Raw genomic sequence first — 24,305 nt, forward strand, 5'->3', positions numbered from 1 at the left:
ATGTCTGGTACATCAAGCTACCGAATTTTTGATATCAAATTGAAAGTAAAAGAGAATATCTCACCCTCGCTGTTGCGTTGTATATTTGAAGGGCCAGACGTCAATCGTATGAAACTTGAAGCGCCGGATCAGCGTATCAAACTGCTGTTTCCCGCCGCAGACGGCCAGCTTCCGCAGTTACCCGCAAGCGATGATTGGTATGGTCAATACATGGCTATCCCAAAACAACAACGTCCGCTGATGCGTACCTATACACTGCGTGCATTACGTACCGAGCATAACGAGATGGACGTGGAATTTGTTCTGCACGGTGATGACGGCCCTGCATCTGCCTGGGCAACACATGCCAAACCGGGTGATGCTATTCAGGTTGTGGCACCGAATGCGGCGTATAAGCCCGACAGTGGCGGTTATGAGTGGGCCGCACCTACTCAGATGAGGCAGGCGTTACTGATTGCTGATGAAACCGCGTTACCCGCGGCGGTGGCAATTTTGGAACAGTTAGCATTACAGGCCAATCCACCACCGGTTCAGGTTTTTTTTGAGGTGCCGGTTGCCGGTGATTGTATCAATCTGGCGCGATTCCCGTTTGCACAAATACACTGGTTGCCACGCGATACGGAACATCAACCAGCCCACGGCCATTTGTTAGTCGACGCGGTGCGCCAGTGGGTACAGATTCCCGTTGCAGCGCGGGTAGCCGCACAATCATTGGCAGAGAATAGTTTGGGCGGTGATGTGTTGTGGGAGCGTGCTGAAGGTGCGAGTACTTTCTATGCTTGGGTCGCTGCGGAATCTTCAACAGTGAAAGCTTTGCGACGTTATCTGATTGGTGAGAGCAATCTTGATCGTTCCTGCGTGAACTTTATGGCCTACTGGTGCCATACCCCTCTTACTGAACGCTTAAAATCGCAACGCTAAACAGACTGCTGAAGGTATCTGTTTAGCGTTGTATTTACCGCTTAGCGCTATTACTGCGCTGCTTGTGCGGCGGTTTTCACCCAGCCATCAAAGGTCGTCTGATGGCCTTGAATCCAGCCATTCACATGACGTTCAATATCGGCATCTGATGATTCACCTGCGTGCATCCGCATATTCTGAGCATTCACATCATTAATAGATAATTTCATGATGGAGAACAGTTTGGCGGCAGCCGGGTTAGCTTCGGCCCATTTTTTATTCGCCACAATATGCATAATACTTGGCGGGAAGCCGTAGTTTGCGCCGTTGGCTAACTTGGTGTCGATAGTGGCATCCGGCAAAGAAGAGAAGGGAACCTGTAGCCACACTACATCGCGGCCCGGTACCAATACATCGCTGACCCAATATGGCGTCCAAGTATAGTACAGGATAGGTTTACCTTCTTTATAACGCGTAATGGTATCGGCCAGCATCGCGGCATAGTTACCCTGATTATGGGTGACGGTGTCGCTCAGGCCATAAGCCTTGATCTGATGGTTAATGGGGGCTTCACAACCCCAGCCTGGGTTACAGCCAGTCAGATCGGCTTTACCGTCGTTGTTGGCATCAAACAGTTTGGCGATTTTCGGATCTTTTAACTGCTCAATATTGGTGATGTGATATTTATCGGCGGTTTTTTTGTCAATCAGATAACCCTGTGCCAAGCCTTCAATATAGTTACCCTGACGGTAAAATTTGGCATCACCACCGGCGGCCTTATATTGGTCGTTATGCAGCGGCACCCAGTTTACCGCCAGATAGGTGGCATCCCCTGCGGCAATGGTTGAATAGGCGACGTTGTAGTCGACCTCTTTGGTTGGTTGAATATCGTAACCGAGTTTTTCCAACGCTTTGTTGACCAGCGCGGTCTGGAAGGTTTCTTCCGAAATAGTGCTTTGCAGTGCCTGGACGGTGACACCTTTGCCCGGCAATTCTGCGGCGGATAACTGAGTGCTTACCAGTGTGGTGAGGGCCAGGGCCCAGATTCCAGTCGTGCGCATAATTTTCCCCTTATCCCCTTCGTCCTTGACACTGCAGCTGTGTTAGCGGCGCTCACGCACCCGAATCACTTACTGATGTAAGCTCATCGGGATTTACTCGCTTGCTGCCTTGCCGCAGTGCCAATGACTTTGGGGATGACATTGAGCGTAATAAATTGAAATTACTTAGTGTTACGGAATGGTTTGGTAATTAGCCCGATAGGGCCAGTGGCATACCAGCGGCCAACGCCTTTAGTACGACGGTCACGGCCTAATGATTGGGTCAGGCGGTCAAGGATAATCGCCAGAATCACGATACCAACACCACCGACCGCAGCCAGCCCCATATCAAGGCGACCAATCCCGCGCAGCACCATCTGGCCTAAGCCACCGACCGCAATCATCGAAGCAATAACCACCATCGACAATGCGAGCATTAAGGTCTGGTTGACACCGGCCATGATGGTTGGCATCGCTAGCGGTAATTGCACCTTGAACAGCATTTGGCGCGGGTTGGCACCAAACGATTCAGCCGCTTCAATCAAATCTTCCGGTACCTGTTTGATACCCAGAATAGTCAGGCGGACAATCGGCGGTAGGGCAAAGATAATGGTTACGACGACACCGGGGACATTACCGATACCAAACAGCATTACTATCGGCACCAGGTAGACGAATGCGGGCGTGGTCTGCATGGCATCCAGTAAGGGCCGAATGATACGGGCGGCATTATTACTGCGCGCCAGCCATATTCCGAGCGGTAGCCCGATAAGGATACAGAAGAACAGCGAGGTCAGAACCAGCGCCAGGGTCACCATCGCTTGCGACCACGCGCCAATAGCGCCGATGGCAATCAGGGAAACCAACGTCGCAACCCCCATCCCTAAGGTGGAAAACTGCCAGGCGATCAGGGCGAAAACCAGTATCGCCACCGGTGCCGGCATCCCTAGCAGCAGATGTTGAAAACCGCTGAGGATAAAATCAACCGGTACGCGGATGCCCTGAAACAGCGGGCGGAAATGCAGCACCACCCAATCAATACCGTGGGTAACCCACGAATCCAGTGGCACCCAAGTGTTATGGAACGGGTCCATCAGGCTAAAATGTTCAGGCGCTGCCGCCGGCGCACTATTGAGCCAATCGGCACTTTGTGCCGCCTGGCTCTGTACGGCCTGAGATGCCACCTCATGGCTGGCGCTACTTGCGGCATGGCTACCCTCGGCCATACTCGCTCCCCACGGGTCAGCGGCGGCTGAGAGTGTCTGAGGAGCTGTGTCTGTGGCCACCGGTGCTGCTGAAGTCGCCGCATCCGTCGCCCACGGGTTACTGTCTACGGGGGTGCTGTTTTGGATTGGATTATTCATTTGGCGTCTCCTTGTCTAAAGCCTGCAACAGCATGGCTTTGGAAATAATACCGATATAACTGTTATCTTCACCGACGACAGGAACCGCACACGGGGCCTGCGCAACCAGTGAAATCAACTCACTGAGGGGCATCTCTGCGGGAACCGGTGCTGGTTCGGCCAATAAGGCACTGTCCAGTGGCTGGTTCTCGGCTAATGCTTTTTTCAGTGAATCTATCGATACCACGCCAATAAACTTCTGCCCGCGCTCCAGCACATAGCCGTAATCGCGGTCTTCATCCTGAAGCAGTTTTAGTGCTGAGCGCGGCCCGAAGCCCGGCGTTTTGCGGATCAATGATACCGGACGGCGACGCGCGATATCCTTGGCACTAAAGACGTGACTAATATCAACGCCACGGAAGAAGGTACGCACATAATCGTTGGCCGGATTATTCAATATTTCATCCGGAGTACCGACTTGTACTACCTCGCCACCTTGCATTATGGCAATGCGATCGCCAATACGCATGGCTTCATCCAGATCATGGGAGATAAATACGATGGTTCTTTGATGTTTGGCTTGTAACTTGACCAACTCATCCTGCATTTCAGTACGAATTAATGGGTCGAGTGCCGAGAAGGCTTCATCCATTAATAAGATATCGGGGTTATTCGCCATTGCCCGGGCCAGACCCACACGTTGGCGCATCCCGCCGGAAAGTTCATCGGGGTAAGAATGGGCGTAGCTTTCCAAACTGACCTGACGCAGCGCTTCCATTGCTTTATCGTGGCGCTCTTGTAAAGGAACGCCTGCCAGCTCCATACCAAATGCCGTATTATCGAGTACATTCAGATGCGGCATTAATGCGAAGGATTGAAATACCATACTGATCTTATTACGGCGCACGGTGCGCAGGGCACTTTCAGATATTTTGGCAATATCCTCGCCATCGATCAGCACTTCACCACGAGTCGGTTCTATCAGACGATTGAGAAGGCGTACCAGGGTGGATTTACCGGAACCGGATAACCCCATGATGACGAATATCTCGCCTTCTTCAATGGCCAGATTGGCATCTTTAACGCCAACGGACAAACCGGTCTTGGCAAATATCTGCTCTTTATTCTTACCTGATTCAAGCAGCTTAAAAGCCCGTTCTGGATGCTCACCAAATATTTTATATAGATTCTTTACTTCGAGTTTAATTGCCATGCAGTGGTGTATTCCTCTGTCAATTTTAAATTATGTTTATTCGATCGTTGTTATCCTGATGGAAAATTAGAGCGCTATATACCCTAACACAATGAGAATCTGAGACAACCCTCAATGTTATTATAATCTAATGTACAATAGTCAATATCCCAATATATAGCTTTTCAATTTGTTAACTTACGCATGTTAATATTGTGATTTTTCATGGTCTATTAGTTACTGAATATCCGAGAACTGAGCGTGGGTGAATTAGGCATTCAATGGGGGGCTTGTTACCCATATAGTAGTAATATGTTTTGTTGTATTGTGACTGACTATATTAGCCTGTTCTTCGTTGCTAATTATCATATAAGTTATGTGAGGATATGAGCGCCTGTTTGCTCTTTCATCGGGCCAGACTGATGCGCCCAATCCCCTTTGTGCTCTGGTCTGTCGCCAAACAGAGGGGCGGGTAAAGATTTTTCATTGGGTGATAAAATCAGGTGATGGACACGGCTAAAATGAGGCCAGATCTAAAGGGTCACGGCATAGCGAAATAGACAATAAAATCGAGCAGAAAAAACGGCAGCCCTGCTACGACTGCCGATGGATGCTGAACCTCTGTTTTTCGACCTATTGGAAAGGGAGGCGGAGGCCGCGTTACTAAAGGTTAAAAATCCCAGTCTTCATCTTCCGTATTGACCGCTTTACCGATCACATAGGATGATCCGGAGCCGGAGAAAAAATCATGATTCTCGTCTGCATTAGGTGATAAAGCCGCCAAAATGGCTGGGCTGACCGCCGCCTGACTGATTGGAAATAACGCCTCGTAACCTAAATTCATTAATGCTTTATTGGCATTATAATGGAGGAATTTTTTGACATCTTCTGTCCAGCCGACCTTATCATAAAGGTCTTCAGTATAGCGAACCTCATTATCATATAAGTCTTGCAATAAGTCGAAAGCGAAATTCTTTATTTCCAAACGTCGGGCGTTATCCACCTTCTCCAATCCCTTCTGAAATTTATAGCCGATATAATAACCATGCACGGCTTCGTCGCGGATAATAAGGCGGATAAGGTCAGCGGTGTTGGTTAATTTAGCCCGGCTAGACCAGTACATAGGTAAATAGAAACCGGAATAGAACAAGAATGATTCCAAAAATACACTGGCAATCTTTTTCTTTAAGGGGTCGTCATTATGATAATGCTGCAAGATAATATCAGCTTTCTTTTGTAGCGGGCCATTCTCTTCACTCCAGCGGTAGGCATCATCAACATCAGATGTCATGCAAAGGGTAGAAAAAATAGAGCTATAAGAGCGTGCATGTACCGCTTCCATAAAGCTGATATTGGAAAATACGGCTTCCTCATGGGGCGTAATAGCATCCTTAATTAACGCCGGTGCGCCCAGTGTATTTTGAATAGTATCCAGCAGCGTCAGGCCGGTGAAAACACGAATAGTTAACTGCTGCTCATTTGGTGTCAGGGTCGCCCAAGAGGGAATATCATTGGATAACGGGATCTTTTCCGGCAACCAGAAATTAGACGTGAGGCGATTCCACACTTCCAAGTCTTTATCGTCTTCAATTTTATTCCAGTTGATGGCACTGACGTGGGTTATCGATTTTGTTGTGTTCATATTATTTATCCATTCTTATTCATTCAACGTTGCGCGTTACAGCGAGCAGGAAACACAGCCTTCGACTTCGGTTCCTTCCAGTGCCATTTGACGCAACCGGATGTAATAGATGGTTTTAATCCCTTTCTTCCAGGCATAAATTTGCGCTTTATTGATATCACGGGTACTGGCGGTATCGCGGAAAAACAGGGTCAGTGACAGCCCCTGATCGACGTGCTGTGTTGCCTCGGCGTAGGTATCAATGATTTTCTCTGGCCCAATTTGATAAGCATCATGATAATATTCAAGATTATCGTTTGTCATGTAAGGTGCAGGATAGTAAACGCGGCCAATCTTACCTTCTTTACGGATCTCAATCGGTGAGATAATTGGGTGAATGCTGGATGTCGAATGATTGATGTAAGAAATGGAACCAGTAGGGGGTACGGCTTGCAAGTTTTGATTATAAATCCCGTGTTCCATCACTGATTGGCGCAGGGCTGTCCAATCCTGTTGATTTGGAATGGAAATCCCCGCAGTAGCAAAAAGCTCTCGAACTTTGGCTGTTTTAGGCTGCCAGCCCTGTTCTATATATTTGGTGAAATAGTGGCCTGAAGCATAAGTAGATTGGTCGAAACCTTTAAAGTAACTACCACGCTCCATCGCCAGTTGGTTGGAGGCGCGAATGGCGTGATAGACCACGTTGTAGAAGTAGATATTGGTGAAATCGAGCGCTTCTTCCGAGCCATAGAAAATACGCTCCCGCGCCAGATAACCGTGCAAGTTCATTTGCCCAAGGCCGATAGCGTGGGATTCCTGATTGCCTTTTTCGATTGAGGGCACCGAGCGGATGTTGCTCATATCAGATACCGCCGTCAGCCCGCGGATGGCTGTTTCAATGGTTTTACCAAAGTCTGGTGAATCCATCGTGTGAGCAATATTCAGTGACCCGAGATTACAGGAGATATCTTTACCAATATGGCGATAGCTGAGGTCGTCGTTATATTCAGTTGCTGAATTCACCTGCAAAATCTCTGAACACAGGTTACTCATATTAATACGGCCTTTGATCGGATTGGCACGATTAACCGTATCTTCAAACATCATATAAGGGTAGCCAGACTCAAACTGGATCTCCGCCAGAACCTGGAAGAACTCGCGTGCTTTGATTTTGCTTTTACGGATGCGCTTGTTATCGACCATCTCACGGTATTTTTCGCTGATACTGATTTCAGACATCGGCACACCGTAGACCTGCTCTACATCATAAGGTGAGAACAGGTACATCTCTTCATTATTCTTCGCCAGTTCAAAGGTGATATCCGGGATAACCACCCCAAGCGACAAGGTTTTAATGCGAACTTTTTCATCCGCATTTTCCCGCTTGGTGTCGAGAAAACGTAAAATATCGGGGTGATGGGCATGGAGATATACCGCCCCCGCACCTTGCCTTGCGCCCAACTGGTTAGCATAAGAAAAGGCATCTTCCAGCATTTTCATAATCGGGATAACGCCGGAGGATTGGTTTTCAATCCTTTTGATTGGCGCACCCACTTCACGGATATTGCTCAGCAGGAAAGCAACACCGCCGCCACGTTTAGATAATTGCAGCGCGGAATTAATAGCACGACCAATCGACTCCATATTATCCTCAATACGCAGCAAGAAGCAGGAGACTAATTCGCCACGCTGCTTTTTACCGCAATTGAGGAAGGTGGGTGTGGCAGGCTGAAAACGGCCAGAGATGATTTCTTCTACCAGCTCACGCGCCAGCGTCGGGTTACCTACCGCCAGTGTCAGCGCGACCATGCAAACCCGGTCTTCATAGCGCTCCAGATAGCGTTTGCCATCAAAGGTTTTCAGGGTATAGCTGGTGTAATACTTAAATGCGCCGAGGAAAGTGGGGAAGCGGAATTTTTTACCATAAGCTTGTTGAAATAAGCTTTTGATAAAGCTGAAATCATACCTTTCTAACACTTCTTTTTCGTAATATCCCTCTTCCACCAGATAGTCGAGTTTTTCCTGCAAGTTATGGAAGAACACAGTATTTTGATTGACGTGTTGCAGGAAGTATTGTCGCGCCGCCAGCCGGTCTTTATCAAACTGGATATGTCCGTCGGCATCATAGAGGTTCAACATCGCATTCAGTGAGTGATAGTCAAGTTCACTGCTGGATGAATCTGTCATTCTCAGTTCTGTCGTTGCCAAAATTCAGTTACTCCCTTGCGCACGTTTGCCACATCTTCTGCTGTACCCAGTAGTTCAAAGCGATACAGATAAGGAACCTGACATTTGTGGGAAATGATTTTCCCCGCCAGGCAGTAGGCGTCGCCAAAATTAGTATTACCCGCGGCAATCACACCACGGATTAAAGAGCGGTTATGAGAGTCATTCAGGAAACGAATTACCTGGATGGGCACCGCGCCAACCGGGCTACCGCCGCCATAACTGGGTACCAGCAAGATATAAGGTTGCTCGACCCGAAGCTTTTGCTGTGCCCCTGCTATGGGTATCCGTATTGCCGGGAGTTCCAGCTTCCTGACAAAGCGGTGGGTGTTCTCCGAGGAACTGGAGAAATAAACCAGCGGATTCATGGCATTATTCTCATCAGGCACTGACAGCCTGAACCAGCGCGTTAATTTTGTCAGGGCAAAAACCTGACCAATGTTCAGTGCCTGCAACCACCACCGGTACTTGCTGATAACCAAGAGATTTAACATGGCTTAAAGCGTGGGGATCTTTTGTTAAATCAATAATCTGATAGGAAATCCCTTGTTTATCCAATGCGCGGTAGGTGGCATTGCACTGGACACAATCTGGTTTAGTGTAAATAATAATGCTCATGATTCGTATTTACCTTTTTGGTTAAGGAAAGGCGGCATAGTCCAGTTTTTGGTGTAATGCGGTGACCTGTCTATGATTATCAACTGTGGTTTCATTTACGTCAGTGATAGAATAAATACTATATCTAGTGTTTATTTAATTCAACCACACTATATGTAGTTAATTGTGTGAGTTCAGTGGTTTTTTAGAGACAAGGCCGCCAGCACAGGGCTGGAGACTGAGTTTGAAAATAATCAGAGAGTAAAAATATTTTTATTGCAGGTTGGGGGCAGAATTGATTACTTGCTGGCGCATACTGACCGCTAAACGGTTAAAAGAATTCATAATGCTGATAGTAAAGATTAAATTAGAGATCTCAGTATCAGATTGGGTACTAATAAGATTTACCAATCTCACTTCGATGGCATAAACCAACTGGCTGGTGGCTCAGTTGGCATCGCTAATCACTTCAGTATCAAGACATAAAATAAAATAGCCCGGTATCAACATCACCGGGCCACTGATTAACCGCTTAGCCAATCAGATTAACAACGCTATGATTCAAAAACAAAAAACGTATTAATAGACACCAAAATGAGGGGGGCAGCGCAAAAATTTAGCGGTAATCAACTTGGCCTTAGCGCCGAGCAAGCAACACACCCAGTACGATGCCAACGGCAGCCCCAATACCAACACCTTGCCACGGCTTGTCTCGGATATAACTGTCGGCATTACCGGCAACATCACGGGCATGTTGTTTCAGGTTGGTTGAACCACTGAAACGGGCACGGGCATCACGTAAAACACCTTCGGCATTCTGACGTACTTTGGTCAATTCTTCTTTCGTTTTTTCGCCTGATGAACGCAATACATCGTCGAGAGTATCAGCCAGAAGGGTCACGTCCTGATTGAGGTCTCTTTCAATTTTCTCTGATTTCTTGAACATTTGACACTCCAATTTATCTGATGAGTACTAAGCATAGACGATCATTTCGCCTGCAAATGGGTTTCAGGAGTAATCCGAGTGTGGGGTGAACCCTATGATCACTCTTTGTACATTTGGTTACTTAGCGAAACCAATGACTCACGGAAAGGAAAATTTCATTCCTCTATGATTCTTCCAACGGCCCCATAGGGGGCTTAGCGAAACAAACTCTGAGGATTTTAAAATGAAAAAAGTATTAGCGCTGATCGTTGCTGCAACCATGGGTCTGTCTTCTGTTGCTTTCGCTGCCGAAACAACCGCAGCCGCGACAGCAGCACCTGCCGCAACCAGCACTACTGCCGCTCCAGCTAAAGCGACCCATCATAAAAAACATAAAGCAACTCAACAAACTACGGAACAGAAAGCGCAAGCTGCTAAAAAACACCACAAAACTGCTAAAAAATCAGCTATAGCTCCAGCTGCATAATAACGCCGGAATGCGGGCGACATCGCCCCGCACAGTCTAGCCAATTCTAGTCACCCGGTTAATACCGGGTGACTTTTTTTATAGGCTAACCATCATGATCAATCGCTATCTGTTCGAACTGATTTTCAGTGTGATGACTCTGTGTGGTGTATTACTCGCCTGTGCGTTGTTCCTCACTGATTCTGTTATCTAATCTCAATGTAAAATATGTAGTTGCTGAAGGTAAGTGATTATTTGTTGAACCGTCTGCTGATGTATTTTCTCTCTTTCAACTGCCGGTATTGCACAAATAAAGGCTTCTCCTTCTTCTGCCAAAATAGCACCTGCCGCCGGTTTACATAGCGGTAGAAAATCAAAATGCCCACTATTGGCTAACGTGACCGCGGTAATACCTGGCTGATTCAGTTGTTTTACCCATGTTGCACCGCCCAGATTCAGGGATTCATTCGGTGAAATAAAATAGTCAGCGTTGATCAGTAGCAGTGGAGCGCTTAAGTGAAGTAGGCTGCTTTTTGGGTAAAAAGGAACCATCCCCGGATCTAGCGCAATCGCAAAACGCAGGCGTTTATCTGCATAATTTCCTTCAAATTTATCAGCGGGTAACTGGTCTAACTTCACGCCTGCACGGGTATAAAACTGGCAATTAGGTTGGTCAGGTTGTTGCTGACAGCTTGCAATAAAATGCGGGCGGGAAAGTGTAGCTCCTAATGCCGCGATAGCACTGTAGCCTCCTTTTGAATGGCCTATCACCCCGATGGCTTGCTCATCCAAAGCTGACTTCCAGCGTCGGTCTGACAGTAATGCACTGATGATAAAAGAGATATCTTCAGTTTGTAACCATAATTGAGCCGATTGTGCTGGGATTGAATCTCCGGTGGTACTGCCCGGATGATTGGCGGCGACCACCACCATACCTTGCTGCACCAGCTTATCCGCCAACCACGCCAGGCTGGTATTGTTGCCGCCACTGCCATGACTGAGTACTACCAATGGAAATTTACCCTCAGCAAGGGGGGCGTTGGGTAAAACAGAAATGCCCCGGAAAACGGCAGTATCACTTAGCAAGTGGGTTTCCCCTTGATCAGCCGTGGGGTAGTAAATGATGCTATCAAGTTGTCGATTGCGTTGGAGGTCATGGAATGAAACAGCGGTCGCTGCTGTTTGCCAGCTGTAGCCGGTCAGCGGAAAAAACAGCAGAAAGCAGAGAGACAAAAACGTAGTTTTCATGGTGTAACATCCTGATTGATTGGGTTTCCCATCACCGTAGCGAGTCATAAATTCTGTTGCGACCTCGATCATGATCCAGTCCCTGATCCTGCTTGTTTTCAATCATCTGGCTGTCTACACTGCAAAATAGCTATTCACGATATCTATTTGTTAAGGCAATGGTATGCCGCTGATCCCGGTCTCTTTTCTACTGTCTCTATTATGTTTTGGTCTGTTTTTTTATTTGATTAAAACCCATCGGCAAGGCATTTTTCTGCTGCTGTTATTGTTGGTTTGTGCATTACAAAGTGCTCTGATTGGGTTGCGCTATGGTTATCACCTGACTCTGTTTAATGGCCTACAACCGATAGTTGCCATGACTATTCCGCCACTGACCTATTTAGCTTTATTAAGCACAGCGAAAGGGAATGTGGGGATGGGGCAATGGTGGAAACACTGTCTGGCACCTATTAGTACCGTGGTTTGTGTCTGGCTGGCACCACAGTGGCTCGATGCCATCGTGATTATCAGCTATTTACTCTATGGCGTGGCAATACTGTTTTATTTGCGCCTCGGTGAGGATCGCTTACAACAGGTTTCGTTAGAGAAAAGTTGGCTCAGCTATCGTTTATGGCTACTGATGGCTCTTTTATTAATAGGGTCTGGGGTGGGCGACATGATTATCAGTGTGGATTATGCCTTTTTTGCTGGAAATCAAGCAGGGGTGATAGTCAGTATCAGTAATCTATTGATTATATTAGCTATGTGCTACACGTTGTTCACCAGCGCTCATCGTGCGGATCCTATCACCGAGGTACCAGTAAATGGTAAACCGGAGAGCGAACCGCTGGATGAATTATTCTCGACTATTTTATCGGCCTTAAAATACCATAATCTGTATCTGGACAGCCAACTCAACTTATCTAAATTGGCACGTAAAGTCGGGGTGCCCGCGCGCAAAGTGTCACAGGCGATTAATCAGCAAACCGGGCAAAATGTCTCACAATATGTCAATCAGTTGCGCATTGAACAGGCCGCGCAGTTATTGGCGACAACCGAGCTACCGGTGATCGATATTATGTTAGAGGCAGGGTTTCAAACCAAATCTAACTTCAACCGTGAGTTTATGCGGGTTAAGGGGATGACTCCCTCGCTGTGGCGCGAGCACCAGCAGGCGCGGAATAATAAGTAAATAATATGAAGTTAATGACAAAGTCGCTGTAGCGGCGAAAACAGGCAGATCGTAAAGACGCCACACTTCTTTTGTTAAAACAAGCCTTCCCTGGGGGCTAGAGCCGCGCCATCCTTGGCGCGGACGCTTTACTCTTCTACCTGTCCTCACCTTGCAAGATCGAGTTGTAGAGGCTTGTCTGCAATCTGAAATAATATTTTATTATACATATTCGATTCAGACTGAAAGCTGATCGGCGTATGGTGATAATACGTTCTTTTTTGTTTGAGCCTTGTTTATGTCTGCTGATTCAGCCCTTGCGGTGGTGAATAGTGCGCCACTTAGCACTCGCCAAATCAATAAACGTATCCTCTCGATTGTTATTTTTACTTTCGTTTGTTATCTGACAATTGGCCTGCCGCTGGCGGTATTGCCCGGTTTTGTCCATAACCATTTGGGTTACAGTTCACTGTTGGCCGGTTTGGTTATCAGCGCCCAATATTTTGCCACTTTGATCAGTCGCCCACATGCCGGACGATATGCTGATTTATTAGGGCCGAAAAAAGTCGTGTTATTTGGCCTGAGCTGCTGCGGGGTTAGCGGGATATTCTGTGGCCTGGCTTTTTGGTTGGATAATCTGCCATTAATCAGTGTGTTGATGTTAGTGATTGGCCGCTTTTTTCTGGGAATAGGCGAAAGTTTTGCCAGTACCGGATCGACCTTATGGGGCATGGGCGTGGTGGGATCAATCCATACGGCGCGGGTTATTTCCTGGAATGGTGTGGCAACTTATGGCGCGATGGCGATAGGTGCCCCACTGGGCGTTTATCTTAATCTGCATTGGGGATTAGCGGGTATCGCCTGGCTTATCTGCCTGGCCGTGGTCTTGGCGCTAGTATTAGCCAGTCGTAAAGCGGCGGTTTCGGTGGCAGCGGGTAAGCGCATTGCCTTTAGTGCGGTGCTTGGGAAAATCTGGCTTTACGGTTTGGGGCTGGGTTTTGGTACTGTGGGTTTCGGGGTGATAGCCACCTTTATTACACTTTTCTATGCCGACAAAGGGTGGGGCGGTGCCGCATTCTCCCTGACTTTATTTAGTGTCGCATTTGTCGGTATCCGCTTGCTATTCAGCAACAGCATTGGCCGCCACGGTGGCTTGAAAGTGACTGCGGTGTCCTTTTTGATAGAAATCGTTGGTTTGTTACTGATTTGGGGGGCGGGAGCACCCTGGATGGTTCAGGTCGGTGCATTTTTGGCCGGTGCTGGTTTTTCGCTGGTCTTTCCTGCCTTGGGCGTTGAGGCCGTTAAACAAGTAGCGCCTCAGAATCAGGGTACCGCGCTTGGCACCTATTCTGCATTTCTTGATTTAGGATTGGGGATTACCGGCCCACTGGCGGGGCTGGCAATCGGCCAATTTGGTATACCGGCAATTTATCTGGGAGCGGCCTTGATTGTCGTTTTTGGGGTGTTGCTCACCTTACGGTTATTACAGCGGCAACAACGTCGGGATAACACCGTCCGGCTCGATGGCGTGTAGACTATTCCGAAATAGCCGCTTTGAGCTAATAAATACGTGGTTTCCCTTATTTATTGCGGTAAGGTCGCAAGATTGCAGCCCAAAAGAGGGGAAATAAATGTATTTACGGCCAGATGAAGTGGCTAAAGTTCTGGAAAATGCCGGTTTTGAACGGGATTATACGGTTGATCAGGCTTATGGTTATCGGAAGGGAGAACACTACGTTTATATTAACCGTGAAGCCCGCATGGGCAGAACGGCTTTGGTTATCCACCCAGCGCAAAAAGATAAAAGCCTGTTGTTTGCCACACCGACAGCAACGATTCGCATCAGTGATAAGTATGTTGAGTTTCCTCTCTATCTGGCCAGTGAAAAGGAAGAACGCTACGGTATTGCCCACGGATTTAGCTCAAGGGAATTGCTATTGCGCTACCTGAACAGTATGTTTCAGTAGACTTGCCTTTCCCTGGCTGAGGGACGCTCAATGCGCCGTAGCGTAATATTTAATGCAATACGGCGTCAACTTCTTGATTAAATTGTGAATTATAATTGCGACGAAATTGCGCTAACTCAAAAGCATCTAAATCCAGTTCAGCAAAATAGAACAAAGCAGAATCAGTGTGTTCGGCTGTTAGCACTGGTGATATATGAGAACGAAGCAATATATTACGCCACTGAATAATATTCTCATCGGAAGCATCTTTGATAAAGGTCTGATAAATAAATATCAGATAGGCTGCCTTTCTGACATCTTCGGCATACCCATTGCTGGTAGAGCGAATAAACATTTGTGTCTGGCGTTGCCCCATCTCTTGCAGCATGGATTCAATATAAATCGGTTTGATCTTTAATAAATTAGCCAGCGTATCCACGGCTTTACGGGTATCCGAGGTTAAGACCCGGTAGCCCACAATAAAAACAACAATCAAAACAGCAATAATTATCCACGTCATTTAATGTTTCTTTGCGCCATAAAAGGTGAAATTGACGACGTAAAATCATCCGGCTGTTAAATAGCCATAACCGATAACGTCAATGCAGTCCTTAACGATTATCGCCACTAAAATTATCGCTGTTTTTCTGCTGATTATTCAGGTGATGATTAAACGCGGCGGCATCTTTCGCCAGTGCATCAAGATGAGCACCTAGCATTTTTATTTGCCTGACCAGTGAATGTTGTTCAGGCAACGTATTCGCCGTATTGAGTTTTCGCAATAACATATCGTTCTTTGCCCGCGTTGCGGCTTCCCGCGCTTTTGACTGTTCCAGCTCATGTTGCAACGCATTGTAGCTTGCCTGCCAGGTCTGATGTTGTTTCTCAAAGGTAGATTGCAACTCACTCATTGCATTAAGAAACTGTACTTCAAGCTCACGCATTGTCATTGCTTTTCCTTTATGGCGTCTTCCAATGTTCAAGGGCAGTATAACGAAATCAGAGCATAACCTCATCCGCTAGAATCTGACTTTTGTTTCCGGTGGCGGATTGAACCGGGCGATGTATTACTGTTCGTTTTATCATAAAATCAGAATGATTTGTTTTTATCACTCATTTACAGGCAAAATAAATAAGCCTTGCCATTATTCTCACAGTATGCGTTAATAGGTGCATCGGTTTGTAGCACAGACCTATTTATGTAAGCCATTTAAGTAAAGCAGTTCCTAGTTAAAGCGATATTTCTAGACATCACTTCTCCGACGAATTTCCTTCTTTAGTGCCCCCATAAGTAACTCTTGATAAGCAGACCACAATTTGCCGACTTTTGGCACAAATAATGAAGGAAATATCTTATGTCTACTAAAATGACTGGTTTAGTAAAATGGTTTGATGCTGGTAAAGGTTTTGGTTTTATTTCTCCTGCAGACGGTAGCAAAGATGTATTCGTACATTTCTCTGCAATCCAGGGTAATGATTACAAAACTCTTGATGAAGGCCAGAACGTTGAGTTCAGCATCGAGCAAGGCCAGAAAGGCCCTTCAGCTGTAAACGTTGTAGCACTGTAATTTATACTGCTGTAATACACGTTTAGCTGTAATAAAAAGCCACGTCTTATGGATGTGGCTTTTTTGATTTCTGCTATTAACAATATTTGGACTGCTGGCGATATAACACTTACCGCCTGACGAGATGCATTCTGAATCCCCTCTTGTTTGTTATCCACAATATTTCACCGTTTTTGTAATATTATTTTATCCTATTCCTGCAACTCCTCGATTGATTCATTCTTTCATACTGTAGCCCGTTTTTGGGCGCTGGCCGGTCGTGGCTGAAAAACGCCATAAAAATAGCTGCACTGCGGCCTGCTGAAGGAATGATGGCCCTCCATCTGTAAATAAGAGATTGGCACCAATATGAATGCCCAGATAACGTTGCATGTCTTAGAATTAGCTATTATTCTTGGTACTCAATATGGGGTTGCTGGTAGAGTTATAGCGGTTTATTCATTACAGGAATACTGTATGCGCTCTGTTTATCTGTGGATAGTCGTGGTGGCGATTAGCATTACAGCAATTGTATCACAGCTCAGTTTCTTTTTTATCGAGCCTCAAGCTGGTATCAGCGAGGGGAAAGTGTTGGTTCTAAAGCGTACCTCAGAGATAAATTTTATCGATAGTCCACGAGGTAACTGCCAACGTCTGTATCCCAATGAGGACTCTTTACACTGTGAATCAAGGATATTGCCATTGCTATTGGAAAGTACCCATGTGTTGTATGAGCTACCATTTAGCCCTTATTTTTATGAAATGACCTACCAACCGACTTATTGATTATGCAGATGGTATTGTCATAATTCCTGTTTCAATAATATTTACCAAATCGCTCTCTTTTCATTCTTGTGATGATAAATTCTGGTCAGAAAATAATAATAATTTCTTGAGCTTGTCTTATTATGTATATTACCTAACGTACCCTGTGACTATATAATTCTCATTGATAATTAAGTTGGTTAGCAATCAGGTTTGAAAATAATAATCATGCTAATACATAGAGTTAATCTCTTGGTAGACATGGTCTGATAGGGGTGAATTTAGTTTTTACTGTTAACTGTTGATGCAACGAAGGATTTATTTCGCTTTTTTTAGATGTAGATCAATTTCAATTTCCTGTTTTTTATTTCCCACTTGCTTTATTTTGATTTTACTCATATAAATCTGATATTTGTCACGGAAGTGCTTTAAATTCACTTAACTTGGCGTAAAAATAAGTCATTGATGCTGATTAAAGCATATATTATCCATGTTTATGTTTAGTGCTACGCTTAATAACTTGTTGAATCTGTGCCTTGACAGGCAATGACTTATATTCGCTGATTAAATTGTCAAAGGATGATAAATGTCTAAACGTCTATGGCTACACAACACGTTGGTGACTGCCGCTTTATTGAGTGCTTTTGCAGCTCCGGTCGGTGCCACAACTCACACACTGCAACTGGCTATTGGTGACGAGCCAACCGAAGGTTTCGACCCTATGCTCGGGTGGAGTCATGGCAGTTATCTGCTGCTGCATAGCCCATTATTAAAACAAAATGAAGATCTCAGTTGGAATGGCTTTTTACTGAGCGATTATAAAACCAGTGATGACGGCAAAACCTGGACTCTGACACTCAAACCTGACCTCAAATTCTCCGACGGCTCACCTCTGACCGCCAAAGACGTGGCTTTTACCTACAACAATGCGGCGGCCAGCGGCGGCAAGGTTGATATGGGTAACTTCGTCAGTGCAGAAGATATTGATCCTCTTAATGTTCGTATCCAACTGAAAGCGCCACAAAGCACCTTTGTGAACGTGTTGGGTTCGCTGGGTATTGTTTCAGCGGATAAATACAATGCAAAAACATATGCGCAAAACCCGGTTGGTGCTGGGCCATACCGTTTAATCAGTTTCCAACCCGGTCAACAGATGATTGTGGAGGCGAATCCTTACTATGCGGGCAATAAAAATGATTTCGACAAGCTGATTTTTGTGTTTCTTGATGAGGACAGCGCTTTTGCCGCCGCGCAAAGTGGGCAGTTAGACGTAGTTCGTATTCCTCCATCAATGGCAGTTGGCCCGGTTAATAACATGAAATTATGGGTCAGACCGAGCGTGGAAAACCGTGGCATCGTGTTCCCGACCACGCCTGCGGGTAAAAAGGATGCACAGGGTTACCCAATTGGTAATGATGTCACCGCCGATGTCGCCATTCGTCGCGCGATTAACTACGCCATCAATCGTCAGCTACTTGCCGATCAAATCATGGAAGGCCATGCCATTCCCGCCTATAGCGGCGTGCAGGGGTTGCCGTGGAATAACCCTGACTCTGCCATCAACGACGGTGATATTGAAACAGCCAAACAGATATTAGAACAAGCTGGCTGGGTGGTAAACAGCCAGGGCATCAGAGAGAAAAATGGTATACCGGCAAAAATAACCCTGTGGTATACCAGTGGTGATGCTACACGCCGTGATTTGGCGCAGGCGCTGCGTTCCATGCTTAAACCGATTGGCATTGAGGCTGATTTGAAATCCGGTAGCTGGGAAACGGTAGAACGGAACATGCACGCCAACCCGACGCTGTTTGGCTGGGGCAGCCTCGACCCGATGGAGTTGTATCACCACTACAGCAGCAAAGCCGCGGGTGTGGAATATTATAATCCGGGCTACTACCAAAACCCAGTGGTGGATAAACATCTGCAACAAGCGCTGGATGCCAAAACTTGGGAGCAAGCCGTACCATTTTGGCAGCAAGTGGATTGGGACGGCACCACCGGTACCGGTATTCGAGGCGATGCGGCTTGGGCGTGGTTGCTTAATGTCCAGCACACCTATCTGGCCAATAATTGTGTCGATTTAGGCAAAGGTGCGCCGGAAATCCACGGCTCCTGGTCACTGCTTAATAGCCTTGATAGCTGGAAATGGACTTGCCAGTAATGAAAGGGGTTTCACTCTTTACCTTGCGTTTAGTCTGCCTGTTGCTGGTCACGGCTGTGGGCACCTTTACGCTGCTGAGTTTCTCCCCAGTTGACCCAATACGCGCCTATATTGGCAGTGATTTGCTGCATGTACCGCCGGAGCAATATCCGCTGATTGCGGCGCGTTGGGGGCTGGATTTACCATTGTGGCAACGTTTTCTCCATTGGTTTATGCAAGTATTGCAAGGGGATCTGGGCTATTCAATGCTGTACAACGCGCCGGTGTCGCAGGTTATCGGTGAGCGCTTCGCGACGTCGTTTGCCTTGCTATTATCGGCGTGGTTATTCTCAGGCGTGCTTGGGTTATTACTGGGGTTGACTGCGGGGCGTTATCTCAATCGCTGGCCGGATCGTATTATCTCAAGTCTGTCCTATTTATTAGCTTCATTGCCGACTTTCTGGATAGGTCTATTACTACTGTCATTATTTGCCGTCAAACTTAACTGGGCACCGATTTGCTGTGCCTGGACGCCCGGCAGCAATGCCACAACCGCCAGTTGGGGCGATAAATTGCATCATTTGATCCTACCAATGCTGGCTCTCGGATTATTGGGTGTGGGTAATATTGCCCTACATACCCGCGCCAGAGTAGCGGAGGTGATGAACAGCGAATTTATTCGCTATGCACAAGCGCAGGGCGACAAAGGCTGGCCTTTGGTGAATTTTCATATTCTGCGTCATGCTATTACGCCCGCGTTGTGTCTGCAATTTGCCTCGGTGGGTGAATTATTAGGTGGGTCATTACTAGCCGAGAAGGTCTTTGCCTATCCGGGGCTAGGGCAGGCCACAATTGATGCCGGATTACATGGTGACATTCCGCTGTTAATGGGGATTGTGATGTTTTGCGCCATCTTGGTTTTTTGCGGTAACAGTGTCGCTAATGGCCTGTTGCACCGCCTGAATCGGGGAGCTGCGCGGCAATCATGACTTATAACCCGAACCGGGCTTTGTTCCGACTCTTTGTTTCTCTGACACTGTTATCCATTCTGATTGTTTATGGTTGGGTGATTTATACCGCTGAAGTTCCAATGGATTTAATGGCGCGGCGGCAGCCACCTTCCATCACTTATTGGTTTGGTACTGATAGCTTGGGGCGTGATTTGTGGCTGCGCTGTTTTCAGGGAATGACCACCAGCTTGCAAATCGGCCTGATTGCCGCCTTTGCCAGTGGCCTGTTGGCGATGTTCACTGCCAGCCTGTGTGCGGTCAATAGAACGCTGGATTACCTGATTCGCGGGCTGATTGACAGCCTGTTGGCATTGCCCCACCTGCTGCTACTGGTGTTGATCTGCTTTACTCTGGGGGGCGGGAAACACGGGGTGATTCTGGCGGTGGCCTTGACTCATTGGCCAAAACTTGCCTTGATTTTGCGTGCGGAAATCTTGCGTATTCGTGAGACAGATTACGTCATGCTGTCTCATCGGCTGGGTAACAGTCATTTTTACCGTTGGCGTCACCATCTGCTACCGTTATTACTGCCACAATGGATTGTTGGTACGCTGCTGATGTTTCCTCATGCGGTATTGCACAGCGCAGCACTTAGTTTTCTCGGCTTTGGATTAGCACCTCATGAGCCGTCGCTGGGAATATTATTGGCCGATGCATTGCGTTATCTGAGTAGCGGTGCATGGTGGTTAGCATTTTTCCCAGGTCTGATTCTGGTCGGATTGGTGTTGATATTCGATCAATTCGCACGATCATTACAGCAACTCTGGGTGAGGATAGCCTGATGTTGAAGTTTGACCAGTTTGCTATTGATATCGCTCATTACCGCTGGTTGGGGCGAAAAACCTGGTGCCCATTGCTGAGTAATATCTCGCTGGAGGTGAATCCGGGGGAACTGGTCGCATTAGTGGGGGGGAGTGGCGAGGGCAAGAGCCTGTTACTGCAAAGTGCGCTCGGTTTACTGCCGGATAATATGCGCTGCCACGGCGAAATAATGCTCGATGGCGAGGTGTTGCGTGCGCGCGATAAAGCCGAGCAGCGCGGTAAAACCTTATGTTACGTTCCTCAAGGCGTCAGTGCCCTGAATCCCTTGATTAAAGTGGGTTCACAAATGACCCGAGCAGCCCAGCTTAGCGGTGTAAAACTGCGGCTGGAGGATGTCGCGATGCAGCTGCAAACCTATAATCTTGCGCCGGGGCTAATACATGATTTCCCACGGCAACTCTCAGGCGGTATGGCAAAACGGGTGCTGACCAGTTGTGCAACCCTGACCCATGCTCGCTATATTTTGGCCGATGAAGTGACCTCGTGGCTCGATGATGAGCATGCTTGCCAGTTGCTGACCCATCTACGGGCCTTCTGCCAACAAGGGCGCGGTATTTTGTGGGTGACACATGATTTGGCGCTGGCGGCACGGTTTGCCGATAAAATTTCCGTGTTACATCAGGGTAAACTGCATGAAACATTGAGTGCAGATGAACTGAAAAATAACGGGGGTAGCCCGTGGCTACAATCATTATGGGCGGCATTACCGGAGCAACAATTTATCAGCTCGCAGGCTGAGGTGGCCGAATATGTTTAGTGTCGATAACCTGACGGTGGTTCAAGGCGGGAAACGGCTATGGGATGGCATCTCATTCTCTCTGACCGCAGGTGAGCGCTTAGGTATTTCGGCTCCCAGTGGTTTCGGTAAAACCACTCTTGGCAGGGTATTGGCACAATGGCAATCTGCCACATCGGGGCAAATTCTGATTGCAGGAAAACCACTTGAAAAGAAAGGCTATTGCCCGATTCAACTTGTTCCCCAACATCCGGAACAGAGCTTCAATCCTTATCGAACTACCGGTGAGAGTCTGCGCGATGCCTGGAACCCCAATGCTCATTGGCTTGAGCGCATGGTGATTAATCCTGTTTGGTTGCAACGCCGCCCAGATGAGTTATCGGGAGGGGAACTGGCGCGCATTGCTTTGCTACGAGCACTCGACCCACGGACGCGTTATCTGATTGCTGATGAGGTGACGGCACAATTGGATGCGCATGTTCAGGCGAAGATTTGGCAAGTTTTATTGGCGGAGGCCGCGCATCGTCCATTGGGGCTAATTGTTTTCAGCCACAATAAGTCCTTATTAGACAAAGTGTGTTCACGTATATGGATACCGGAAAAAGAAAATAAGGCATCTTGCTATGTGAAAACCCACCTTGGTCTGGCGATGTGAATAACCTGCTAAATAATAGCCAGAAATTACAGGGTAATTAAAGCTACTATTATTAATAATAATCTGATGTGATAATTACTGAGTGTGCTGAACTTATTTTAGTTGAGTTACATTTTTATTGATTGAGATCATGTTATTGGTTATTTGAGAAAATAATAATATCGAGCTAGAGGGAAGATATTTAACCTGTTGCTCATAAAAATTTACAGTAATGAATTTCAGTATTTATCTCTTTTTATTCCATTAAGGTAGGATATGGTTTAATAAATTAACTAATTAATCTATATTTATACTGTTAGTCAAAGTTGAGTTGTTGAAAATTCTGTTTGGATAATTTTCCCTGGAATTTATGGTGGTTATTTCTCGCTGAAAAATATCAATTAAAACTCCGGTTATTAATGTTTAATATCATTGTAGCTACTTCTTGATTAGCATCAAATCTTGTGAGTTTTTCTTTATTCAATTGATTTTAATAGTTATTTTATTTGTGGTCAATTGTTTTTAGACCATTTGATGTTAAATTGATAATTAATGGTGAAAATTCTAAATTTTAGCCTATATTAATTGGAATCGATTCTTTATAGCTATGCGTTGATTTACGCTAATCCCTGTTACAAGCATCTCATGCCGAATTCTAAAGGAATAAGGAATAAGGAATAAGGAATAAGGAATAAGGAATTTAGTGGCTATGGAAAACGAAAATTTAACAGGCCAAACTGCAGATGATCTACTGTGTATATAATCAGTAACCATTTTTTAGTAAATAAATATTACTTACCTGTACTCTCCTGTTGAATAAAATAACTAAAAACGATAAGAATATTTTTTCAAGACTTATTTATCATGCAAACTTATTGGGTGGGGGATGTTATTCGTCTACCTTACTGTTATTTAAAATAAATTTTCAGTATGAGACCTAATCAGTTAGACAGGAGGTTGTGCTTAATTCTGAAATATTCAAAGTAGCGCGTCTTGGTGGCCTATCCTTTACCCGTCATCGTATTTATTGGTCACAATGATTAGTCAGTAACGACAAGGGTGACCCTTGTATAGGCCAGCAAGTTACAGAACGAGTAGGTTCTTTTTCTCACTTTCACTTTCTTAACATAAACAGGAGGGCTTATGCAGCTCACCCCAAGAGAAGTTGAAAAGCTCATGATCTATACGCTGTCTGATGTGGCATTCAAACGTAAAGCCCGCGGCTTGAAACTCAATTATCCGGAAGCCGTTTCAATCATTACCGTGACCGCGATGGAAGGTGCCAGAGATGGCAAATCGGTAGAAGATGTGATGAAAGAAGCCAGTCAAGTTCTCACCAAAGATGATGTGATGGACGGGGTAGCTGATCTAATTCCAAATGTTCAGGTTGAAGCGATTTTCACCGATGGTAGCCGTTTGGTCACCGTACACGATCCAATCAAATAAATGATGGCAACATGCGAGTAAAAACCTGAACTGATTATTGCAGAGGATTAAAGCATGAGCGCAAAGAAAAGCAGTAAAGATAATGCAGAACAGAATACTCCGCTCGGAGGCTGCATTTTAGCCGATACACCGATTACCTTTAATGAAAATAAGCCTGTTACCAAAGTGAAAGTCCGTAATACCGGTGACCGGCCAATTCAGGTGGGGTCGCACTTCCATTTCTTTGAAGTTAACCGCGCCTTGGAGTTTGACCGTGCGGCGGCTTATGGCAAACGACTGAATATCTCTTCCACCACCGCAATCCGTTTTGAACCCGGCGATGAAACCGAAGTTCCGCTGATTCCTTTTGGCGGCAAACAAACGCTGTATGGTTTCAATAACCTGGTGGATGGCTGGACTGGTGACGGCGTGGTACCTAACAGTGAACGCCCGGATAAACTGGCGGCTATTCGTCGTGCGGCTGAACGTGGTTTTAAATCATCTAAATAACGCCTTATGTAACTAAAAATCATCGAAATTCGCATACGTGTAATTAGCTATACCCAATA

General features: G+C 46.3%; 25 protein-coding genes. 14 read left to right on the forward strand and 11 right to left on the reverse strand.

Annotation, left to right across the window (positions count from 1 at the left end; all coding sequences use genetic code 11):
- Positions 1–921, forward strand: a complete 921-nt coding sequence (locus tag YALDO0001_RS11155; protein WP_004703171.1) for a siderophore-interacting protein — start codon at positions 1–3, stop codon at positions 919–921.
- 50 nt (positions 922–971) lie between these two features.
- Here the strand turns inward: YALDO0001_RS11155 and proX are convergent, their stop codons facing one another.
- From proX to YALDO0001_RS11195, 8 genes are all read right to left on the reverse strand, one after another.
- On the reverse strand, positions 972–1,961 hold the full coding sequence (proX, locus tag YALDO0001_RS11160; RefSeq protein WP_004703174.1) for a glycine betaine/L-proline ABC transporter substrate-binding protein ProX: 990 nt from the start codon (positions 1,959–1,961) through the stop codon (positions 972–974).
- 161 nt (positions 1,962–2,122) lie between these two features.
- On the reverse strand, positions 2,123–3,304 hold the full coding sequence (gene proW / locus YALDO0001_RS11165) for a glycine betaine/L-proline ABC transporter permease ProW (protein WP_042839845.1): 1,182 nt from the start codon (positions 3,302–3,304) through the stop codon (positions 2,123–2,125).
- Complete coding sequence (proV, locus tag YALDO0001_RS11170; protein ID WP_004703177.1) at positions 3,297–4,496, reverse strand: glycine betaine/L-proline ABC transporter ATP-binding protein ProV; 1,200 nt, start codon at positions 4,494–4,496, stop codon at positions 3,297–3,299. The genes proW and proV overlap by 8 nt, the downstream gene beginning before the upstream one ends.
- Positions 4,497–5,145: 649 nt before the next feature.
- The gene (gene nrdF, locus YALDO0001_RS11175) at positions 5,146–6,117 is read right to left on the reverse strand and encodes a class 1b ribonucleoside-diphosphate reductase subunit beta (protein ID WP_004703180.1); all 972 of its coding nucleotides are present in this window, start codon (positions 6,115–6,117) and stop codon (positions 5,146–5,148) included.
- 36 nt (positions 6,118–6,153) lie between these two features.
- Positions 6,154–8,304 (reverse strand): class 1b ribonucleoside-diphosphate reductase subunit alpha, encoded by a 2,151-nt coding sequence (nrdE, locus tag YALDO0001_RS11180; RefSeq protein WP_042839847.1) that lies wholly within the window; start codon positions 8,302–8,304, stop codon positions 6,154–6,156.
- A complete protein-coding gene (gene nrdI / locus YALDO0001_RS11185) occupies positions 8,286–8,690 on the reverse strand; it encodes a class Ib ribonucleoside-diphosphate reductase assembly flavoprotein NrdI (protein WP_004703186.1) in 405 nt (134 codons plus the stop codon). The genes nrdE and nrdI overlap by 19 nt, the downstream gene beginning before the upstream one ends.
- A 13-nt stretch (positions 8,691–8,703) precedes the next feature.
- Positions 8,704–8,940, reverse strand: a complete 237-nt coding sequence (gene nrdH, locus YALDO0001_RS11190; RefSeq protein ID WP_004703188.1) for a glutaredoxin-like protein NrdH — start codon at positions 8,938–8,940, stop codon at positions 8,704–8,706.
- 616 nt (positions 8,941–9,556) lie between these two features.
- On the reverse strand, positions 9,557–9,865 hold the full coding sequence (locus YALDO0001_RS11195; RefSeq protein ID WP_004703193.1) for an ElaB/YgaM/YqjD family protein: 309 nt from the start codon (positions 9,863–9,865) through the stop codon (positions 9,557–9,559).
- Positions 9,866–10,088: 223 nt separating this feature from the next.
- Between YALDO0001_RS11195 and asr the strand changes: the two genes are divergently transcribed.
- On the forward strand, positions 10,089–10,331 hold the full coding sequence (gene asr, locus YALDO0001_RS11200) for an acid resistance repetitive basic protein Asr (RefSeq protein ID WP_004703196.1): 243 nt from the start codon (positions 10,089–10,091) through the stop codon (positions 10,329–10,331).
- 195 nt (positions 10,332–10,526) lie between these two features.
- On the opposite strand, the gene YALDO0001_RS20770 is transcribed toward asr, so the two are convergent.
- The gene (locus tag YALDO0001_RS20770; protein ID WP_004703198.1) at positions 10,527–11,630 is read right to left on the reverse strand and encodes an alpha/beta hydrolase family protein; all 1,104 of its coding nucleotides are present in this window, start codon (positions 11,628–11,630) and stop codon (positions 10,527–10,529) included.
- Positions 11,631–11,721: 91 nt separating this feature from the next.
- On the opposite strand from YALDO0001_RS20770, the gene YALDO0001_RS11210 reads away from it, so the two are divergent.
- From YALDO0001_RS11210 to YALDO0001_RS11220, 3 genes are all read left to right on the forward strand, one after another.
- On the forward strand, positions 11,722–12,729 hold the full coding sequence (locus YALDO0001_RS11210; protein ID WP_004703200.1) for a helix-turn-helix domain-containing protein: 1,008 nt from the start codon (positions 11,722–11,724) through the stop codon (positions 12,727–12,729).
- Between the two features lie 277 nt (positions 12,730–13,006).
- Positions 13,007–14,242 carry an MFS transporter gene (locus YALDO0001_RS11215; protein WP_004703207.1) on the forward strand — a complete coding sequence of 412 codons (1,236 nt, stop codon included), beginning with the start codon at positions 13,007–13,009 and terminating at the stop codon, positions 14,240–14,242.
- Between the two features lie 97 nt (positions 14,243–14,339).
- The gene (locus tag YALDO0001_RS11220) at positions 14,340–14,675 is read left to right on the forward strand and encodes a DUF2002 family protein (RefSeq protein ID WP_004703208.1); all 336 of its coding nucleotides are present in this window, start codon (positions 14,340–14,342) and stop codon (positions 14,673–14,675) included.
- Between the two features lie 49 nt (positions 14,676–14,724).
- Here YALDO0001_RS11220 and YALDO0001_RS11225 read toward each other — a convergent pair whose 3' ends face one another.
- Positions 14,725–15,174 (reverse strand): DUF1198 domain-containing protein, encoded by a 450-nt coding sequence (locus YALDO0001_RS11225; RefSeq protein ID WP_004703209.1) that lies wholly within the window; start codon positions 15,172–15,174, stop codon positions 14,725–14,727.
- A 91-nt stretch (positions 15,175–15,265) separates the two neighbouring features.
- The gene (locus tag YALDO0001_RS11230) at positions 15,266–15,604 is read right to left on the reverse strand and encodes an MbeD/MobD family mobilization/exclusion family protein (protein ID WP_042547967.1); all 339 of its coding nucleotides are present in this window, start codon (positions 15,602–15,604) and stop codon (positions 15,266–15,268) included.
- A 405-nt stretch (positions 15,605–16,009) separates the two neighbouring features.
- Here YALDO0001_RS11230 and cspE point away from each other — a divergent pair, with 405 nt between their 5' ends.
- The 9 genes from cspE to YALDO0001_RS11275 all read left to right on the forward strand — a co-directional run bounded on the left by cspE (position 16,010) and on the right by YALDO0001_RS11275 (position 24,246).
- Complete coding sequence (gene cspE / locus YALDO0001_RS11235) at positions 16,010–16,222, forward strand: transcription antiterminator/RNA stability regulator CspE (protein WP_042547968.1); 213 nt, start codon at positions 16,010–16,012, stop codon at positions 16,220–16,222.
- Between the two features lie 456 nt (positions 16,223–16,678).
- A complete protein-coding gene (locus tag YALDO0001_RS11240) occupies positions 16,679–16,987 on the forward strand; it encodes a hypothetical protein (protein ID WP_004703218.1) in 309 nt (102 codons plus the stop codon).
- Between the two features lie 565 nt (positions 16,988–17,552).
- A complete protein-coding gene (locus YALDO0001_RS11245) occupies positions 17,553–19,130 on the forward strand; it encodes an ABC transporter substrate-binding protein (protein ID WP_042839850.1) in 1,578 nt (525 codons plus the stop codon).
- Positions 19,130–20,098 carry an ABC transporter permease gene (locus YALDO0001_RS11250; protein WP_082167954.1) on the forward strand — a complete coding sequence of 323 codons (969 nt, stop codon included), beginning with the start codon at positions 19,130–19,132 and terminating at the stop codon, positions 20,096–20,098. The genes YALDO0001_RS11245 and YALDO0001_RS11250 overlap by 1 nt, the downstream gene beginning before the upstream one ends.
- Complete coding sequence (locus YALDO0001_RS11255) at positions 20,095–20,901, forward strand: ABC transporter permease (RefSeq protein WP_042839853.1); 807 nt, start codon at positions 20,095–20,097, stop codon at positions 20,899–20,901. The genes YALDO0001_RS11250 and YALDO0001_RS11255 overlap by 4 nt, the downstream gene beginning before the upstream one ends.
- On the forward strand, positions 20,901–21,698 hold the full coding sequence (locus tag YALDO0001_RS11260; RefSeq protein ID WP_004703222.1) for an ATP-binding cassette domain-containing protein: 798 nt from the start codon (positions 20,901–20,903) through the stop codon (positions 21,696–21,698). Before YALDO0001_RS11255 ends, YALDO0001_RS11260 begins: the two co-directional genes overlap by 1 nt.
- Complete coding sequence (locus tag YALDO0001_RS11265; RefSeq protein ID WP_042839854.1) at positions 21,691–22,332, forward strand: ATP-binding cassette domain-containing protein; 642 nt, start codon at positions 21,691–21,693, stop codon at positions 22,330–22,332. The genes YALDO0001_RS11260 and YALDO0001_RS11265 overlap by 8 nt, the downstream gene beginning before the upstream one ends.
- 1,122 nt (positions 22,333–23,454) lie before the next feature.
- Positions 23,455–23,757 carry an urease subunit gamma gene (locus YALDO0001_RS11270; RefSeq protein ID WP_042547974.1) on the forward strand — a complete coding sequence of 101 codons (303 nt, stop codon included), beginning with the start codon at positions 23,455–23,457 and terminating at the stop codon, positions 23,755–23,757.
- Positions 23,758–23,811: 54 nt separating this feature from the next.
- On the forward strand, positions 23,812–24,246 hold the full coding sequence (locus tag YALDO0001_RS11275; RefSeq protein ID WP_004703228.1) for an urease subunit beta: 435 nt from the start codon (positions 23,812–23,814) through the stop codon (positions 24,244–24,246).
- The last annotated feature ends 59 nt before the right edge of the window (positions 24,247–24,305 follow it).

The sequence above is a fragment of the Yersinia aldovae ATCC 35236 genome, from assembly GCF_000173735.1.
In the GTDB taxonomy this organism is placed as follows: domain Bacteria; phylum Pseudomonadota; class Gammaproteobacteria; order Enterobacterales; family Enterobacteriaceae; genus Yersinia; species Yersinia aldovae.

What these genes read in the sequence shown, in the direction of transcription:
- YALDO0001_RS11245 (WP_042839850.1), top strand. Translation starts at nt 17,553, where the DNA reads ATGTCTAAACGTCTATGGCTACACAACACGTTGGTGACTGCCGCTTTA.
- YALDO0001_RS11270 (WP_042547974.1), top strand. Translation starts at nt 23,455, where the DNA reads ATGCAGCTCACCCCAAGAGAAGTTGAAAAGCTCATGATCTATACGCTG.
- proV (WP_004703177.1), bottom strand. Translation starts at nt 4,496, where the DNA reads ATGGCAATTAAACTCGAAGTAAAGAATCTATATAAAATATTTGGTGAG.
- nrdH (WP_004703188.1), bottom strand. Translation starts at nt 8,940, where the DNA reads ATGAGCATTATTATTTACACTAAACCAGATTGTGTCCAGTGCAATGCC.
- cspE (WP_042547968.1), top strand. Translation starts at nt 16,010, where the DNA reads ATGTCTACTAAAATGACTGGTTTAGTAAAATGGTTTGATGCTGGTAAA.
- YALDO0001_RS11265 (WP_042839854.1), top strand. Translation starts at nt 21,691, where the DNA reads ATGTTTAGTGTCGATAACCTGACGGTGGTTCAAGGCGGGAAACGGCTA.
- YALDO0001_RS11210 (WP_004703200.1), top strand. Translation starts at nt 11,722, where the DNA reads ATGCCGCTGATCCCGGTCTCTTTTCTACTGTCTCTATTATGTTTTGGT.
- YALDO0001_RS11255 (WP_042839853.1), top strand. Translation starts at nt 20,095, where the DNA reads ATGACTTATAACCCGAACCGGGCTTTGTTCCGACTCTTTGTTTCTCTG.
- YALDO0001_RS11275 (WP_004703228.1), top strand. Translation starts at nt 23,812, where the DNA reads ATGAGCGCAAAGAAAAGCAGTAAAGATAATGCAGAACAGAATACTCCG.
- YALDO0001_RS11260 (WP_004703222.1), top strand. Translation starts at nt 20,901, where the DNA reads ATGTTGAAGTTTGACCAGTTTGCTATTGATATCGCTCATTACCGCTGG.
- YALDO0001_RS11195 (WP_004703193.1), bottom strand. Translation starts at nt 9,865, where the DNA reads ATGTTCAAGAAATCAGAGAAAATTGAAAGAGACCTCAATCAGGACGTG.
- asr (WP_004703196.1), top strand. Translation starts at nt 10,089, where the DNA reads ATGAAAAAAGTATTAGCGCTGATCGTTGCTGCAACCATGGGTCTGTCT.
- YALDO0001_RS11230 (WP_042547967.1), bottom strand. Translation starts at nt 15,604, where the DNA reads ATGACAATGCGTGAGCTTGAAGTACAGTTTCTTAATGCAATGAGTGAG.
- YALDO0001_RS11215 (WP_004703207.1), top strand. Translation starts at nt 13,007, where the DNA reads ATGTCTGCTGATTCAGCCCTTGCGGTGGTGAATAGTGCGCCACTTAGC.
- YALDO0001_RS11250 (WP_082167954.1), top strand. Translation starts at nt 19,130, where the DNA reads ATGAAAGGGGTTTCACTCTTTACCTTGCGTTTAGTCTGCCTGTTGCTG.
- YALDO0001_RS11225 (WP_004703209.1), bottom strand. Translation starts at nt 15,174, where the DNA reads ATGACGTGGATAATTATTGCTGTTTTGATTGTTGTTTTTATTGTGGGC.
- proX (WP_004703174.1), bottom strand. Translation starts at nt 1,961, where the DNA reads ATGCGCACGACTGGAATCTGGGCCCTGGCCCTCACCACACTGGTAAGC.
- nrdI (WP_004703186.1), bottom strand. Translation starts at nt 8,690, where the DNA reads ATGAATCCGCTGGTTTATTTCTCCAGTTCCTCGGAGAACACCCACCGC.
- YALDO0001_RS11220 (WP_004703208.1), top strand. Translation starts at nt 14,340, where the DNA reads ATGTATTTACGGCCAGATGAAGTGGCTAAAGTTCTGGAAAATGCCGGT.
- YALDO0001_RS20770 (WP_004703198.1), bottom strand. Translation starts at nt 11,630, where the DNA reads ATGATCGAGGTCGCAACAGAATTTATGACTCGCTACGGTGATGGGAAA.
- YALDO0001_RS11155 (WP_004703171.1), top strand. Translation starts at nt 1, where the DNA reads ATGTCTGGTACATCAAGCTACCGAATTTTTGATATCAAATTGAAAGTA.
- YALDO0001_RS11240 (WP_004703218.1), top strand. Translation starts at nt 16,679, where the DNA reads ATGCGCTCTGTTTATCTGTGGATAGTCGTGGTGGCGATTAGCATTACA.
- nrdF (WP_004703180.1), bottom strand. Translation starts at nt 6,117, where the DNA reads ATGAACACAACAAAATCGATAACCCACGTCAGTGCCATCAACTGGAAT.
- proW (WP_042839845.1), bottom strand. Translation starts at nt 3,304, where the DNA reads ATGAATAATCCAATCCAAAACAGCACCCCCGTAGACAGTAACCCGTGG.